Here is a 15,719-nt window from a genome sequence, read left to right on the forward strand (position 1 = left end):
GTGTATTTCTCCTTATTTCTATGATTTGAGAAAATGCTGAACCTGTTCTGTCGCTCTTTCTATTGCTTCATTAGCATCTATCCCCTGTTGTAAAAAATAGCGATAGGCTATAGATTGTAGCGATTCTTCTGTAATTTCCTTAAATAATCCAAGAGTATTCACATTTTGAAAAGGTGTTATCATCATAAAAAGGGTATCTCCATTAATCCAAAAATCGTCGATAGATTGAGGAACATCCACTTCAAATTTAGGAACAACGACTACTTTTTTTACCTTTGAAAAACTTTGGTTTGCTAACTGTCTTCTATGAAACTGCTCAACTTGATTTAGATAGTTGCTAATTTCGTCATTGGTAGCACTCCATATGATTGGTATATACACTGTATAATGCCCAACTGTCTTTGTACTATATTTACCAATAATCAATGTGGGGCAAGAAGTTGAATCTATTGATTGTAAGTTCGCTAATGATGAAGCCACCATAATACTATTTTTTTGACATTGACCATTGAAGCGATTCAATGTTGGTTGCTCATTTTCATTTAATAGATAATCAACAGGCTCAACCACTGTTGGATACCAATTAAAGTGATAAGGTAAATAAAGTTTGCCATCTTGAATAGGTGTTAAGCCATCACCATGTTGAGCTATATATTCAAACGTTATGTTACCTTGTACTGCATCTTTTACAATAATTTGATTTCCTTGTCGTTCAAAATCCATTTCTTGGTTGTTAATTGTTACTCGTTTTACATCAAATAACTTATTTAAAAAAAACCGAGTTTGGTCAGTAGCTTGTAGAAGTTGCGTAGTGTTAAATGCAATACGTTGATCTGGCAACTGGGATACTTCAATTTTTTTTATATCTATTTGTTGCCCCTCAACCTCACTGTATAAATTATTTTTTTGCTCTAACAACTCCGTATTTAGATGAATATACTGCTCGAAATAGAATGCATGCTTTGCTGTTTGAAAGACATCTGCATATAAACGTTCCACCCCTACACTCATTACAAGTAATCCCAAAAACATCGCTACTACCAATACTTTTGTCTGTTTTATTCTCAAATACACTAGCCATAAAATAATAATCCACATAAGACATAGTGCTTTAAACAACAATGATTCATCTGCCTGAAGCGATCCAGAAAGTACGGGATAATAAGGTAGACTATTCATAATAAATAAATCATAGTAGGGCTTCTTCCATTCGATTAGTAAACTGATAAACAAAGGAATACAGAACATTAATCCATAGATTGCTCCAAGCATTTTGAGCTTTCGATAGGAAATATCAGCACTAAACATACCAATTAGTAATCCTATTAAAAATGGCATATAGTAATAATTACCATAATCACTACCTATACTAACAACTAATTCATAAGAAAAATGGAATAAATAACTATAATAGCAAATGAAAAGAACTAGGAATATACTATGTAAAATTGTAAAACCTGTTATTACTTTCAAATACCATAGCATTAAATTTTGGCGAAAATAATTAACAGAACTTGCATAATAGAACATACTAGACGGATCGACCTTTACATAAATGACTGATACCATAAAGTATCCCCATAAAATAGAAGCCACAATGCCAGACCCTATTAAATATTTAGTGTAAAGTAAAAATTCACCTACATGTGGTACACCAGGATTTGTAAATAGATAAATCATAGGGATATACAATAAGGCGATTCCTATCAATGATGTTTTGCTGCGTAAACTATTTCTAAACATGAAAAACCCCTCTATTCTATTCTCATCAATTTACAAAAGTCTACAATTATTTTGCTAATTTCCTAAAGCATAACAAAATAAAACATAAAAAAAATATCCGTATATTCCGTAATTTTCTTGCGGAATATACCTATTTAATAATATTGTCTATAAAGATAATATTTTACTATTATTTGTTTTTATAGTATGATATAAATTGGAAAATTATTATTATTAAGGAGTGTTTTTGAAAATGAATCAAAAATTATGGGAAATTGTTCAGTTATTTAAAGAGAAAAAGGAGCTTTCTACAGAGGATTGGGTATATGCAGAATCAGTACTAGAGCCAGAGGTATTTCAATTATTAGCACTACAATTTGATGGAAAGATGAATATAGTCTCACCAGGTTGGAAATAGATGTGCGTCCTACTATTCAATTTATTATTAAAAATACCTTACTTACCAGTGGCTTAGAGTATGATATCCAAAAGCTTACTTTACAATTATTACATCAAAGTGGTAAAATATTTAGTCAAAATACAGATGATTTTACTTGGGGCGAATTTTCTTACTATGCATTTTCTCTCTTAACTGATATCAATACTGTATCGCATACTACAAAAGTAAAACACGCTGCTGGTATTGAATTATTGATGCTAGCTACCGATTTATTGGACGATGTTGTTGACCATGACAATCATTTAGACACTGCTCTAGCCAAATCTCAATTATTAATGCTTGGAAATTTATTACTAGTGGAGGCATTACATTTACTAATCCAGCATACTGCTACCTCTGCAATAGATCAATTTGCTATTATTCACCGTCATTTACGCAATGCTGGTAATGGACAATGGCTAGATTTCCATCTTACTATGGAACATCCAGCAGCAACAGAGGAGCAGTATTTTCATATTATTCAACAAAAATCTTGTTCATTTCTACAACTTATATTTGAATTACATCGTTCAACGATTCCCTTACCTGTTTTGCAGGAAATCGCCACCTATATTGGTTATGCGGCACAGCTTCAAAATGATATACAAGATATTTTTTCTGATCATAAAAATGATTTACTCTCCCAAAAGGCTACGCTTCCTTTGATTAAAGCAGTACAGCATAGTAACACATACGATCATGGTTGGTTGTTAACACAGTTACAATTAATCCATAGTCATGATATAACCGCAAAGCATTTAACTACAATTAGAGATTATATACGCCAAACAGGAGCTATTGACTACTGCTCTATTTTAGCAAAATATTATACTCAAAAAGCTAAATCATTATTACAACACTATTTTAATGATAAATCACCCTATATAAAACAGCTTATTCACTTAATAGATTAGAGGAGAGTCCATTATATTGTATCAGCGTATTTTATTATTTCTTGTTCTGTCTAGTCTTTGGATTTTCGCAGTTATCCGTACACAGCCCTTCCATCTAGTCGATACACAAATCCATCGCAATGACTATCTCAATACGATATTGCTTATTTTGTATAACCATTCAACAAATTTTATAGGGCTATTATTTTTAAGTATTGGCTTTTATGCGTATCTAAAAAAGTCTAAAGCTGTGATCGTTCAACGTTTTTTTCAATTGATGTGTGTCACTGGTATAGCGATTACTTATGCTAAACTATCAGGTTATCAAATACCGATTGCATCCTTGATTGAAGCGTTGGCTATTAGTCTAGCACCTTTTTTTCTTATGCATTTTTTTGAATACTTTCCTATCCCTAAAGCAATAAATCATTTATCATTCTTTAAATGGTTAACATTAATAATAGCGATGACGATTATTATTTTAGACATAGTTCAAGTAACATCTCAGGTAGCAACTCTTATACCGATCATGATCATTCTCAATATTATGATCTCCATTATATTATGTAGCTATTATCTTAGTAAGCAATGGTTGTCACATACAAAATGGGTGCAGAATCAATTGCGTATATTAGTTATTAGCCTCTTTATATCTTTTACACCCGTTTTAATAAGTATGATTCAACTTTCTATTTTTTCTCTTCCAAGTGTGCCCTATGAATTTTCGATTATCTCTGTTGTTTTATTTCCTATTACACTTGCTTATTTATTAACAAAGCAGGAAATTATCAATTTTAGTTATCTTATTAGACAATTACTGCCCATATTTTTAGCCTGCCTGATTACCTTTGCTATTTTAATAGGGCTATTGCACTTTTCTACTCAACAACTAACAAATTTTATCATTGGTGGATTATTGTTTTCTATTTTTTACAAAATCCTAAAGTATCTTGAGGAAAAACAATTGCTAGCAAAGCTTCAAGCTATCCAGCAGGAAAAACAGCATATTTTGCAGCAAATAAATTCTGAAGCATTTTTGCCCAACTGTGCTAAATGTGTTGCACAATTACTTCATAAAATGTTTGATGTAGAAGGGGTATGTATTGTGTGGTCACAGCCTACCTCAACAATTCTTTATGATTCAGGCTTATTTCAGCATTCTCCAACAGCACAACAAGATATACAGCACTATCTACAACAACAGCAAAATCATGCTGAAATTTTGAAGCAGTCGCTTTACCATACATTGCCGCTTATCAATGGTACAGAAATTAGCGGAATTATTATTGTTGGACGCAAAAGTAATTTTACCAAATGGGAAAAAGATGAGCTTATCTTGCTAAAAAGCATTCATACAGAAGCAGTACAATTATTTGCCCATGCACAATCCATTCAAAAAATAGATAAAGTCACACAGGAAGCACAGCAAATGTCACAGAAGCTTACAAACTATAATCGACAATTATTAGGAGCTATCGAGGAAGAGCGTAAACAACTAGCTCTATTCCTTCATGATGATGTTTTACAGCAATTATTATTATTAATGCGTAAAATACAGACAAGTTCAACCGACACAATCGAACAACCTTTATTAGATACGATTACAGCCATTCGTGCTATGTGTCATGATTTGCATCCGATCATGGTGGAGGATTTAGGTCTTGCATTAAGCATACAGTCCTTACAGCAAAATATTCAACAACAGCATGCTATTGATGTGCATCTAACATATGATATAGATGATGAGCGCATTCCTTCTTTTCTTGCTGTACATTTATTTCGTATGCTAAAGGAGCTTGTCAATAATAGTATAAAACATGCAGAAGCAACAGAAATTCATATTGCTATTTACGATAAACAGCAGAAGCTTTTAATGACTGTCACTGATAATGGACAAGGCTTCATCATCCCTGAGCAGCAAACATTACACACAGGGCAACATTTGGGATTATTGACGATTCAAAAGAAGGTAGAGCAATTAGAGGGAGAATTCATGATTGAATCCCAGCTAAATCAATATACAACCATTACAATTACATTACCTCTGGAATGGAGTGAAGAATATGTCTATTAACGTATTATTAGTAGATGACCATATGTTACTATTGGAGAGCTTAGCAACAGTATTAGAGGCTGAGCCAAGTATTCATGTAGTTGGCACTATTGCTGATCCTTCGCAGCTTTTAGAGGAAATTTTATATTTACAGCCTGATGTTATATTGATGGATATTCGTATCAAAACATATAATGGGCTCACCTTAACCAAAACTATTCTAAAAAATATTCCGACTATGCCAATTATTATACTATCAGGCTATGATGACGATGCCTATATCCAGGCTGCTCAAAATGCTGGCGCTAAAGCCTTTATTAAAAAAGAGCAATCTAATGAAGAATTAATTGACGTAGTGAAAAAAGTTTATGCTGGCTATACTCTGTTTCCTTCCTTTGAAAAAACATTATTGACACCAAAGGAACTAGAAATTTTACAGCTTATTGTCCTAGAGAAAACAAGTGACATGATTAGCAAAGAACTCGCTATTAGTAAACGCACCGTCGAACATCATATTTCCTCTATTATCCGCAAGCTTAGTGTCCATTCGCGTGTAGGGGCTGTTGTCAAAGCTTTAGAACAAGGTTTAGTGAACAAAAAGAAGCTGTAAGGAAAACGTAGTATCTTTCCTTACAGCTCTTATCTATTATTGTGTTTGATATGGCTTTGATCTTCTTATTGTGCATGGAATTCGCGTCCATCGTGGACAGCCGTTACATAGCCAGCGCGGATCACAAAGTCTCCAAAATGCTCGCCCTCTAAACGATCCTTGGCAAAATGCAGAAGAATTGGACGTAGCTCTGCTAAAATTTCCTCTTCGCCAATATTTTCACGATAAATTTTATTTAAACGATTTCCTGTAAAGCTTGCGCCTAGATACATATTGTATTTCCCTGGACCTTTACCAATAAAGCCGATTTCCCCCATTGCTGCACGTGAACAGCCATTTGGACAACCAGACATACGAATAACGATCTCTGTTTCATGTAAGCCAGCCTCATCAATAATGGCATCGATTTTTGTAATAAGCGAAGGTAAATAACGCTCTGCTTCAGCCATGGCTAAACCACATGTTGGTAAGGATACACAGGCAATCGAGTTACGGCGCAGCGCTGAATAATGGGCACCATCTGTTAGCTTGTATTGCTCAATAAGCGCGTTAATTTTTTTCTTTTTTTGTGCTGTTACATTGCCAATCATTAAATTTTGGTTTGGTGTTAGACGGAAATCACCTGTATGGACCTTGGCAATTTCACGTAAGCCTGTTAATAGCTGATAATCTTCAAAGTCCTTAATACGGCCATTTTGAATAAATAACGTATAATGCCATTTACCATCTGTTCCTTTAATCCAGCCAAATTCATCGCCTGTACGTTCAAATTCAAATGGACGAGTTTCTCCAATTTCCCAACCTAGGCGGCGTGTTAGCTCCTCTTTAAACCAGTCAAGCCCTCTTGCATCAACGGTATATTTAAAGCGGGCATTTTTACGAACAGAGCGATTACCATAATCACGCTGAATCGTAATAATTTTTTCCGCTGTTTCAAGCAGCTTGTCTGGCGTAATAAAGCCAATGATACGTGCAAGCTGTGGATAGGTAGCAGTATCACCGTGTGTCATACCCATGCCTCCACCAACCGCTACATTAAAGCCAATAAGCGCTTCATTCTCTACAATTGCAATTAGCCCAATATCCTGTGAAAAAACATCGACATCATTACTTGGCGGAATCGCAATACCAATTTTAAATTTACGTGGTAAATATTGTGCGCCATAAATCGGTTCAATCTCTTCATCCTGGCTATCTACTACCTTTTCGCCATCCAACCATAATTCATGATAAGCACGTGTGCGAGGCAATAAATGCTCACTCAGTTTTGCAGACCAATTATAAACCTCCTCATGCAATGCTGACTGATTCGGATTCACATTACACATTACATTACGATTTACATCCCCGCAGGCTGCAAGAGAATCCAATAATACATCATTAATTTCCTGCATATACTTTTTCACATTCCATTTTAAAATACCATGTACTTGGAATGCTTGACGTGTCGTTAGCTTTAAGGAGCCATTGCCATACTTTCTCGCCATTTCATCCATCACAAGCCATTGTGCTGGTGTTGCCGCGCCTCCAGGTGTACGGACACGTACCATAAATTGATAGGCAGGCTCTAGCTTTTGACGTTGACGCTCGTTACGCAGATCGCGGTCATCTTGTAGATAACTACCATGGAATTTCATAAGGCGGTTATCGTCCTCTGGAATACCTGAGCTTAATGGGTCATTCATAGTGCGTTCAAGTGTGCCACGAAGATAATTACTTTCGGTCTTAATACGTTCTACATCGCTGGGGTTCCCAGGCTGTGGAGGTAAAACTATTTTTTCTGTCATTCTTTATCGCTCCTCTAATTAAAACTTAATAAACATCACGTTGATAGCGGTTTTGTTGCTTTAATTCGTTCACAAAGGCTTTTGCTTCCTCTGGTGTTTTTTGTCCCTGCTGTTCAATAATATGGTGAATGGTTGCATCTACATCCGCCGCCATTGTTTTTTCATCACCGCATACATAAATCACAGCACCTTGCTCCAGCCATTCATAAAAGCTTGCAGCCTGTTCTTCCAATTTATGTTGAACATATACTTTTTTATCTGTATCTCGTGAAAAGGCAACATCCATTTTGCTTAGCGTACCTGCAGCCAACCAGCGTTGCCAATCTGTTTGGTATAGAAAATCTGTGACAAAATGCTGATCGCCAAAGATAAGCCAAGCTTTTCCTTCAATGCCTAATTCCTCTCGTTCCTCTAAAAAAGAGCGATATGGGGCTACCCCTGTGCCTGCACCAATCATAATAATTGGCGTATCCTCATTTTCTGGTAAGCTAAAGTTCGGGTTTTTATGAACATAGATTGGCAATGTATCTCCAATTTGAATACGCTCTGCCACACTGCCTGAGCAAACGCCTAAACGTTGTCGTCCATTTGTTTCATAGCTTACCTTGCCAATCGTTAAATGGACTTCATCAGGATTCGCCTTTTGACTACTAGCAATAGAATAAAGTCTAGCAGGGATTTTGCGCAATATTTCTACAAATTGCTGGGCAGTCCATGTAAATGGTGCAAAATCCTCTACTACATCAAGTAAATCTCTTCCTTTTGCATAGTCCTTCCATGTATTTGACTCTTCAAGAAGCTTCGAAAATTCAGGGTGTTCTGTATAAGCACCAATTTTTTCTAACACTGGCTTTGATAGTACCGTAATTTCAAGCTTTTTCTGTAAAGCATCCTTTACTGACAATGTTTCATCAAAAACAGATACCTCCGTTATTGGATCAAACTGTAATGCTGTCAATAAGGCATCTACTAGCTTTTCATCATTCTCTGGCTGAATACCAATACTATCGCCAGGCTCAAACAGGAAATTGGCCCCTTCAATGGATAACTCAATATGACGTGTTTCTTTATTAGAGCCACGACCATTTAGATTAAGATTTTCTAGCACTTCAGCATAAAAAGGATTTTTTCTCGTGTATGTAGTAGCATCCGATGCTTGTGTTTGCTCAGTTTGTGCTGGGCTTGTCACTACTTCAGTAGGCTGTTGCAAAAACTTCTCTTGTACAACTGAGAACCACTGTGCTGCATCATCATCATAATCCACATCACAATCTGTACGTGGAGCTATCCTTGTTGCACCTAATTTAGCAAATTGTTCATCAAAGTCCTTTCCTGTTTTACAGAAAAACTCATAGGAGCTATCGCCTAGGGCAAGAACTGAATAATGCAGATGGTCTAGCTTAGGTGCTCGTTTACTATGCAAAAATTCGTAAAATTGGATTGCTTGGTCTGGTGGATCTCCTTCACCATGTGTACTGACAATGAGTAAAAGATTCGTGATCTTTTTTAAATTAGTCGCTTTAAATTTTCCTAATGATGCAACAGTAACATCAACGTTTTGAGCCTTTAAAGCTGAGGCATATTTTTCAGCTAAGCCTTGACTGTTACCTGTTTGAGAGCCATATAAAATCGTTAATTCTTGTGCCACTGGTTGCACTACTGGCGGTGCACTTTCAGCAACAGGCAGAGTATCCTGTGTTGCTTGTGATGCACTTAAATAGCCGTTTAGCCAAATTTTTTGTTCAATCGTTAGTTTCGGCAGAAGCTCGTTTAATAGCTTTATCTGCTCTTCATTAAATGGACTGTTTATTACTTGCAGTTTCAATCTTTGCCACCTCACAAAATAGTAATCATTGACGATTATCGCAGTCTTATTTTTTCTTTTTTCTCAATTTGAACCACATAGGAGTTTTGTACAATCAATGTAATAGATCCGTGGTTCACAGTATTTAATATTTGTCGGACATTTTCTAATGCTAGATTTACGTTTTCAGTCTTTTTATCTACCATTACGAAACACCTTCCTCTTTAAAATGTAGTAATTCATCAATACGCTCCACTAACACTTTTTTTACATTGTTGTCATAGCCTAAGCTTTCACATAAAATAATGTTTTGGTTGTCAACCTCCTGTAACCGTTTAGCAATACTTTGCCGTAAAATACCTGTAAACAATAAATAAGGCACAATAAAAACTTGCTGTTGATGCTCTTGTTGTAGCCATTCCTCAAAGGTTGGTCCCATCCCATATAAAAAACAGGTGTCTACAGCCTTATAGTTATATTTAGCCTGCAATCTTGCCGCAATTTTGGCTAGATCTCTTTTAACAGTAGAATCGCTACTACCACGGCCTATTAATAAAACACGAGCATGCTGATTTGGCTGTTGTTTTTCTATAACTCTTGCCTGCAGTGTATCAATTAATAATTCATGAACACCTAGGGGCGCACCATAGGTAAATTTTATATAAGGATATTGTTTTTGAGCCTTAGCAATTTCATATGGAATATCATGCTTAGCATGTTGGGCAGCTAGTAGTAAAATCGGCATAATGGCAATCGTTGTTGCACCTTTATAAACACAGTTGGCAATTCCCTCCGCAATGGTCGGTGTGGCAAGCTCTAAAAAGCAGATTTCCTGAATTGGTGCGCAAATCTCCTGTTGCACCCCCTGAAGAAATGTAACAGCTTGCTCTACGCCTGCCTTTACACGACTGCCATGTGCAATATATAAAATGGCTTGCATCATTTCACATCCTTATCCAGAAATTTCGGCTAGCTGTGTATGACTATCCTCAAACCATTGAATAGTTTCTCTTAATGTCACAACCTTTCCGACCAATATAATACTTGGATTTTGAATATTCTCTGTACGCACAATATCTTCTATTGTTGCTAGAGTACCTGTAACGGTTTTTTGTTTAGCAGAAAATGTACCCCAATGAATAAGCGCAACAGGTGTTTCTGGATCACGCCCATATTTCAGTAGCTGCTGGCGAATGTATGGCAGATTACCAACCCCCATATAAATGGCAATCGTGTCAATTCCTTTTGCAAGACTTTCCCAACGAATTTCATCTTCCTTATCATCCTGCATATGACCCGTGACCATAGCAAAGCTTGAGCCTAAATCTCGGTGTGTCACTGGAATGCCTGCATAAGCTGGTGCAGCAATGCCTGATGTAATACCAGGTATAACCTCAAATGGAATCTGATGCTTAGCTAGCATTTCTGCTTCCTCTGCACCTCTTCCAAAAACAAATGGATCTCCTCCTTTGAGTCTTGTAACGGTTAACCCTTGTTGGGCGTAACTGACAAGTGTTTGGTTAATATGCTCTTGAATCATGGCATGTTGTTGTGGCAATTTACCGCAAAAGATCAGCTTAGCATCTTTTTTAGCATAGGATAACAGTTCTTTATTAATAAGTCTGTCGTATAAAATCACATCTGCGCTTTCAATACAGCGCAATCCTTTTACTGTAATAAGGTCAATATCTCCAGGACCAGCCCCTACAATATAAACTTTCCCCATTTTATTTCACTCCTTATGTAAAGAAAAAAGGCCATTATTATTTCTAGGCACAAAAACGCCTATCCACAATAAAAGCCTCTAGTTTACTAGTCAGCTACATTATTTAATTCTTAGTAATATAATAAGAATAATATATAATCCAGTATATTCTGTCAACATATATTTTGATACTTCGTGAAATGCTGATCTTTAAACATAAAAAAACCAGTTGTCGATTTACAAATTGACAACTGGCCATTATTTTATGTTCTTACCAAGGTCTCCGAGATCGTGGACCTGGTCGAAAATATGGACCTCGTGGATATGGCTGATAATTTGGATAGTTTGGATAATACGGGTAATTTGGGTATTGATTAAATTGTGAGCCAAGTAAGCTACCTAAAAACCCTCCAAAAAATGGTGCACCAAATGGCCAAATAAAACCTCCAAATCCCCCTCCAGGGTAACCTCCGAAATTGCGCATATGCTACCTCCTCTTTTTACTCTATCGTATGAAGGTGGATACATCTATCATATGTGCAATGCCTAATCTATCAGAATTAGCGCTTGAATCACAAAAAAATCAGCGAGAACAAACACCTCGCTGATGATTCTATTCTATAATTCCTCGCCTAAGCGTTGAACAAAATTAGCAAGTGTACGTACCATCACGCCTGTACCACCTTTAGGACCTAGATCATGAACTGCTGCTGCATCGGATGTACCAGCAATATCTAAATGAATCCATGGTGTATCGCCAGCAAATTCACCAACAAAGCCACCACCAAAAATCATATGACCATCACGACCTGGTGAGTTATTTAAATCAGCCACATCTGATTTACGGATACGCTTTTTGTCATTTTCGGTTAAAGGCATACGCCATACGAACTCATCTGTTTCTTTTGCCGCTTCCATAAATGCCGCAAAAAATGCATCGTCATTGGATAGTGCGCCTGTTTTATCCATACCAAGTGCTGTAATAACGCCACCTGTTAATGTAGCTACATCAATTAGCGCTGTAGCACCTTGCTGTTTCGCATAAGTAGTAGCGTCCGCTAACACTAAACGTCCTTCTGCATCTGTATTTAATACTTCTACTGTTTTCCCACTATATGTTGTAATCACATCATCTGGTTTAAAAGCCCTCTCAGATACCATATTATCCGTAGAGCCAATAACAGCGACAACATTTTTGGTTGGGCGTAACTCACCAATAATTTTCATTGCCCCAAGTACAGCAGCTGCACCGCCCATATCACCTTTCATACCAACCATTCCATCTCTTGGTTTTAAAGAATAGCCACCTGTATCATACGTGACACCTTTACCAATAAGACCAATTGGCTCTTCAAAATCATCTGTTGCCTTATACTTTAATGTAATTAAACGAGGTTCTTCATAGGAGCCTTGATTCACACTTAAAATACCGCCCATTCCAAGCTCCTCCAATTGGGCCTTCTCTAAAATCTCTATTTCAAAATTATAGTTAGCAGCAAGCGACTCTGCATAGTGAGCTAAATCAGTAGCTGTTAATAAATTTGGCGGTAAATTAATTAAACTGCGTGCCTCATTTACGGCATCCGCATAAATCACACCAACTTCAAAGCTCGCTACTACTACATCTAAATCCTCTGCTGCTGTCACAAGATGAACGGCATCTATACGTTTATCCACCTCGTTTGAAGTCGTTTTATAATGAGGAATTGAATAGTAGCCAAGCCCTATACCTTCACCTGCTAAAAAGGCTACATCTGCTACTGTAATGGATTCGGTTGTAAACGATTCAAGCCAAATCGAATACTCCTTCACTTTTAAAGCTCTTAGCTCTTTCCCTACTAGACCGAATGCTGCTCGGAGATCGCCCTCTGTTAAGTTTTTACGTTCATCCAAACCAACAAATAAAATACGTTTAAGGCTAGCATGATCTTTGACAAATGGTAATTTTGTTAGCTTTTTTAATGCAGTCGATACATCCCCTGCATTAATCCATGTCTCAAGGGATTCCCCGTAAAAGGATGAAAAGCTTGCCCAAGTCTGCATTTGTTCACGATGTTTCGTGACTCCTACCACTATCAGTTCAGTAGAAATCGTTTCAAATGTTTTTGCCTCTTTTACAATATGCATGTAAACTCCTCCATTCCACATACTATTATAACGAAGTTTCTAAAAAGCACGTAATATTTGCCTATACCTTCTTTTAGAAAATAATGAATGTTATAATAAACGTAATTATTTGCAAAGGTTGTGATGAATTTGAGTTTACTCCAAAATACCCCTTTACTCGTTGCTCTCTTTGCCGTTATTTTTGCACAGTTCGTTAAAATCCCTATCCATTTCTTAATGACGAGACAAATAAAATGGAGCCTTTTTACTTCAACTGGTGGCATGCCTAGCTCACACTCCGCTTCCGTCACTGGGTTAACCACCGCTATTGCTTATGAGACGGGCTTAGATTCGCCTATTTTTGCAGTAGCTGCCATGTTTTCCTTTATCGTGATGTATGATGCAAGTGGTGTACGTTACCAAGCGGGACAACATGCGGCAGTCTTAAACCAGTTGCGTAAAGATTTTCAAACATTGCTCCATGATTTAAAAAAATGGCCACAGATGGATGGGCAAGAGAAAATGGAGGAATTAAAAACATTATTGGGTCATAAACGAAGCGAGGTATTTTTCGGAGCTCTTACAGGTATTTTTATCGCCATTATCACCTATGAGCTTTTACTATAGCGCTATTAACACATCCTCTTGACGGAGGCTGTGTTCCTTTGTATAAAAAAAGTATTCTTCCCTCAATTGAAAGAAGAATACTTAGCACATTAGAACATTCGATATCCACTTTTTCGTAAATAAATCATCACAATACCCGCCACAATGGAGCCTGCAAAGCCCCCTGATAAAATGGCAATATCAACAAACTGAAGAGCCTGGAATTTATCCATTAACGCAGGAAATGCAGAGCCTGGCTTAAAAATATAATCTAAAAAGCTTACTTCATCCACAATAAAAATGACAACAATTGGATACACAATCGCCATTAACCATGTCATACGTAACAACATATTTAGCAAAAAACCGATACCAAAGAACATGACGAAAAATAGCAAAATAGAAATAATTAACTGTACTAATGAAACTGGACCTTCCATGTATGTATAACCTCCGTTTTCCTCTCATTAGTTTACATGATTACGACAACGCTTTCAATGAACATAGCTTTGTTTTCGCCTGTTCGACATATTTAAGTAGATTATTTTCGCAGGTAACGGTGCTTTTACTTTTTAAAGAACAAGCGATAAGAAGTGTAGCCAAAAATGTCCCCTGGATTAATGCCTTCTATCGCTTCTAGTTGATGCTTTTCGAATTGGTTGGAGGCCATCTCCTTTAGCATAACAGATGTCATTTCATCTTGTGCAAGCTCCTGTGGATACAGCCATTTTGCCTCTAATATTTCATTTTCCTGAATACATATTTGCTGCTGCTCATCTTGTATTTGGCAATAAAAAATAGCCATATTATCACTGATGTCATCACGGATAACACCTGTCCGAAAGCCAATTAAACCCGATACCTTGCAGTCGATTCCCGTTTCTTCCTTTATTTCACGAATGACCGCCTCATCAACAGTTTCACCAGCCTGCACGAAACCAGCTGGCAATGACCAACGTCCCTTTAAGCCACTATATGCCTTTTTCACCACCAACCATTGCCCAAGCTGATTCACTGTAACACCTGATACACCTAGCCAAATTTTCCCTCGATCTTTTCTCATCACTCTCACCTCTATATAGCTATTATACCTGCTTACTTTTCATAGGTTGAAGCTTTATTCACTATTTTATAGCGAATCCTTATTAGAAAAAAGCTTCTTGCTCTTAATGCAATCAGCATAGCAATAAATAAAAAATGCAACTATTATATTATTTAACTATAATAGTTAAAAATAATCACTTAGAAGTATATATCAATGAACATCTATAAATTAATAACTATCAGCTCTATTATTTTTATATTGCTAGGCTGTAGTACAAACTTACCTGAGGAGGAAACTCATTCTAAGCAGAGGAGAAAACAATCCAAAAGGAACTGATTTTATTGGACACTGCGCTAGTGAAAGATCAAATTGAAGTGACTCGTACTTATGAGGTGGATGAGCAAATTACATCTGCTATCGGTGAAAGTAAAACATATTTTACAACTCATGACTTTTTGAAGGCGAAGGTATCTATAATCAATACAGGCACAAAAAACTTTAGATATGCTATTTGTCATACAGAGGATCCTAGGGAAATCGTAACTGACACTTTAAAGACAAATGAGAGTTATGAGCAAGCCTTTGACTATTTACCAGAAGGTCCATACATCATTTCTTATTTAGTAGAAGATGAGGCACTTCCTCATGATATTACTTTATCGGTAAAGGTAGTGTTTGTGGAATATACGTGAAAAACTAAGAGGTGAGATGTGATGAATCATAAAAAACCATTCGATGATGGCAATGATTTTTTAAAGAAACATATCGGTACACCTGACTAAGCTAACATCAAAAAACTTCCAAAACCAATAAAAATCATCGGTTATATGATGCACGCGGGTGTAAGCTTATTTATCTAGCTTATCATCATCGCTTTTTTTTAATACTGTATGGTAGGTGAAGACACATTGAAAAAATTATTATTTTTACTGTGTTGAACTGTATTTCT

General features: G+C 36.5%; 16 protein-coding genes. 6 read left to right on the forward strand and 10 right to left on the reverse strand.

Annotated features, from left to right (window positions below; translation table 11 throughout):
• Positions 1-18 precede the first annotated feature (18 nt).
• The gene (locus MHB44_RS17565; RefSeq protein ID WP_341300209.1) at positions 19-1,743 is read right to left on the reverse strand and encodes a hypothetical protein; all 1,725 of its coding nucleotides are present in this window, start codon (positions 1,741-1,743) and stop codon (positions 19-21) included.
• Between the two features lie 232 nt (positions 1,744-1,975).
• On the opposite strand from MHB44_RS17565, the gene MHB44_RS17570 reads away from it, so the two are divergent.
• From MHB44_RS17570 to MHB44_RS17585, 4 genes are read left to right on the forward strand one after another with little or no spacing between them, the layout of a single operon-like run.
• Positions 1,976-2,140, forward strand: coding sequence for a hypothetical protein (locus tag MHB44_RS17570; protein WP_161804067.1), 165 nt, complete (start codon positions 1,976-1,978; stop codon positions 2,138-2,140).
• A gap of 2 nt (positions 2,141-2,142) precedes the next feature.
• A complete protein-coding gene (locus tag MHB44_RS17575) occupies positions 2,143-3,075 on the forward strand; it encodes a class 1 isoprenoid biosynthesis enzyme (protein ID WP_053994997.1) in 933 nt (310 codons plus the stop codon).
• A 16-nt stretch (positions 3,076-3,091) separates the two neighbouring features.
• Positions 3,092-5,128 (forward strand): ATP-binding protein, encoded by a 2,037-nt coding sequence (locus tag MHB44_RS17580; RefSeq protein ID WP_341300210.1) that lies wholly within the window; start codon positions 3,092-3,094, stop codon positions 5,126-5,128.
• Positions 5,118-5,717 carry a response regulator transcription factor gene (locus MHB44_RS17585; RefSeq protein WP_083448522.1) on the forward strand — a complete coding sequence of 200 codons (600 nt, stop codon included), beginning with the start codon at positions 5,118-5,120 and terminating at the stop codon, positions 5,715-5,717. Before MHB44_RS17580 ends, MHB44_RS17585 begins: the two co-directional genes overlap by 11 nt.
• 65 nt (positions 5,718-5,782) lie before the next feature.
• On the opposite strand, the gene cysI is transcribed toward MHB44_RS17585, so the two are convergent.
• The 7 genes from cysI to MHB44_RS17620 all read right to left on the reverse strand — a co-directional run bounded on the left by cysI (position 5,783) and on the right by MHB44_RS17620 (position 13,140).
• The gene (gene cysI / locus MHB44_RS17590) at positions 5,783-7,504 is read right to left on the reverse strand and encodes an assimilatory sulfite reductase (NADPH) hemoprotein subunit (RefSeq protein ID WP_341300211.1); all 1,722 of its coding nucleotides are present in this window, start codon (positions 7,502-7,504) and stop codon (positions 5,783-5,785) included.
• Between the two features lie 25 nt (positions 7,505-7,529).
• On the reverse strand, positions 7,530-9,329 hold the full coding sequence (locus tag MHB44_RS17595) for an assimilatory sulfite reductase (NADPH) flavoprotein subunit (RefSeq protein WP_341300212.1): 1,800 nt from the start codon (positions 9,327-9,329) through the stop codon (positions 7,530-7,532).
• A gap of 35 nt (positions 9,330-9,364) precedes the next feature.
• The gene (locus MHB44_RS17600) at positions 9,365-9,514 is read right to left on the reverse strand and encodes a YezD family protein (RefSeq protein WP_083448523.1); all 150 of its coding nucleotides are present in this window, start codon (positions 9,512-9,514) and stop codon (positions 9,365-9,367) included.
• Positions 9,514-10,251 (reverse strand): sirohydrochlorin chelatase, encoded by a 738-nt coding sequence (locus tag MHB44_RS17605; protein ID WP_341300213.1) that lies wholly within the window; start codon positions 10,249-10,251, stop codon positions 9,514-9,516. The genes MHB44_RS17600 and MHB44_RS17605 overlap by 1 nt, the downstream gene beginning before the upstream one ends.
• A 9-nt stretch (positions 10,252-10,260) precedes the next feature.
• Positions 10,261-11,034: a uroporphyrinogen-III C-methyltransferase gene (gene cobA, locus MHB44_RS17610; protein WP_341300214.1), complete on the reverse strand. Its 774-nt coding sequence runs from the start codon at positions 11,032-11,034 to the stop codon at positions 10,261-10,263.
• Between the two features lie 250 nt (positions 11,035-11,284).
• Positions 11,285-11,497 carry a hypothetical protein gene (locus MHB44_RS17615; RefSeq protein ID WP_053995003.1) on the reverse strand — a complete coding sequence of 71 codons (213 nt, stop codon included), beginning with the start codon at positions 11,495-11,497 and terminating at the stop codon, positions 11,285-11,287.
• Positions 11,498-11,631: 134 nt separating this feature from the next.
• Entirely contained in the window at positions 11,632-13,140 is a 1,509-nt protein-coding gene (locus tag MHB44_RS17620; RefSeq protein WP_341300215.1) for a leucyl aminopeptidase, read from the reverse strand.
• 123 nt (positions 13,141-13,263) lie between these two features.
• Here MHB44_RS17620 and MHB44_RS17625 point away from each other — a divergent pair, with 123 nt between their 5' ends.
• Positions 13,264-13,746 carry a divergent PAP2 family protein gene (locus MHB44_RS17625; RefSeq protein ID WP_341300216.1) on the forward strand — a complete coding sequence of 161 codons (483 nt, stop codon included), beginning with the start codon at positions 13,264-13,266 and terminating at the stop codon, positions 13,744-13,746.
• Positions 13,747-13,835: 89 nt separating this feature from the next.
• Here the strand turns inward: MHB44_RS17625 and MHB44_RS17630 are convergent, their stop codons facing one another.
• A complete protein-coding gene (locus MHB44_RS17630) occupies positions 13,836-14,165 on the reverse strand; it encodes a YuiB family protein (protein ID WP_053995006.1) in 330 nt (109 codons plus the stop codon).
• Positions 14,166-14,290: 125 nt separating this feature from the next.
• Positions 14,291-14,788 (reverse strand): NUDIX hydrolase, encoded by a 498-nt coding sequence (locus MHB44_RS17635; protein ID WP_341300217.1) that lies wholly within the window; start codon positions 14,786-14,788, stop codon positions 14,291-14,293.
• Positions 14,789-15,111: 323 nt separating this feature from the next.
• Here MHB44_RS17635 and MHB44_RS17640 point away from each other — a divergent pair, with 323 nt between their 5' ends.
• A complete protein-coding gene (locus MHB44_RS17640) occupies positions 15,112-15,462 on the forward strand; it encodes a hypothetical protein (protein ID WP_341300218.1) in 351 nt (116 codons plus the stop codon).
• Positions 15,463-15,719: the final 257 nt, after the last annotated feature.

Source organism: Lysinibacillus sp. FSL H8-0500 (genome assembly GCF_038051955.1).
Classification (GTDB): domain Bacteria; phylum Bacillota; class Bacilli; order Bacillales_A; family Planococcaceae; genus Lysinibacillus; species Lysinibacillus macroides.

Bases quoted from the DNA above. Each gene is read 5' to 3' on its own strand.
- MHB44_RS17630 (WP_053995006.1), bottom strand. From the start codon at position 14,165: ATGGAAGGTCCAGTTTCATTAGTACAGTTAATTATTTCTATTTTGCTA.
- MHB44_RS17615 (WP_053995003.1), bottom strand. From the start codon at position 11,497: ATGCGCAATTTCGGAGGTTACCCTGGAGGGGGATTTGGAGGTTTTATT.
- MHB44_RS17600 (WP_083448523.1), bottom strand. From the start codon at position 9,514: ATGGTAGATAAAAAGACTGAAAACGTAAATCTAGCATTAGAAAATGTC.
- cobA (WP_341300214.1), bottom strand. From the start codon at position 11,034: ATGGGGAAAGTTTATATTGTAGGGGCTGGTCCTGGAGATATTGACCTT.
- MHB44_RS17565 (WP_341300209.1), bottom strand. From the start codon at position 1,743: ATGTTTAGAAATAGTTTACGCAGCAAAACATCATTGATAGGAATCGCC.
- MHB44_RS17585 (WP_083448522.1), top strand. From the start codon at position 5,118: ATGTCTATTAACGTATTATTAGTAGATGACCATATGTTACTATTGGAG.
- cysI (WP_341300211.1), bottom strand. From the start codon at position 7,504: ATGACAGAAAAAATAGTTTTACCTCCACAGCCTGGGAACCCCAGCGAT.
- MHB44_RS17620 (WP_341300215.1), bottom strand. From the start codon at position 13,140: ATGCATATTGTAAAAGAGGCAAAAACATTTGAAACGATTTCTACTGAA.
- MHB44_RS17570 (WP_161804067.1), top strand. From the start codon at position 1,976: ATGAATCAAAAATTATGGGAAATTGTTCAGTTATTTAAAGAGAAAAAG.
- MHB44_RS17635 (WP_341300217.1), bottom strand. From the start codon at position 14,788: ATGAGAAAAGATCGAGGGAAAATTTGGCTAGGTGTATCAGGTGTTACA.
- MHB44_RS17625 (WP_341300216.1), top strand. From the start codon at position 13,264: ATGAATTTGAGTTTACTCCAAAATACCCCTTTACTCGTTGCTCTCTTT.
- MHB44_RS17605 (WP_341300213.1), bottom strand. From the start codon at position 10,251: ATGATGCAAGCCATTTTATATATTGCACATGGCAGTCGTGTAAAGGCA.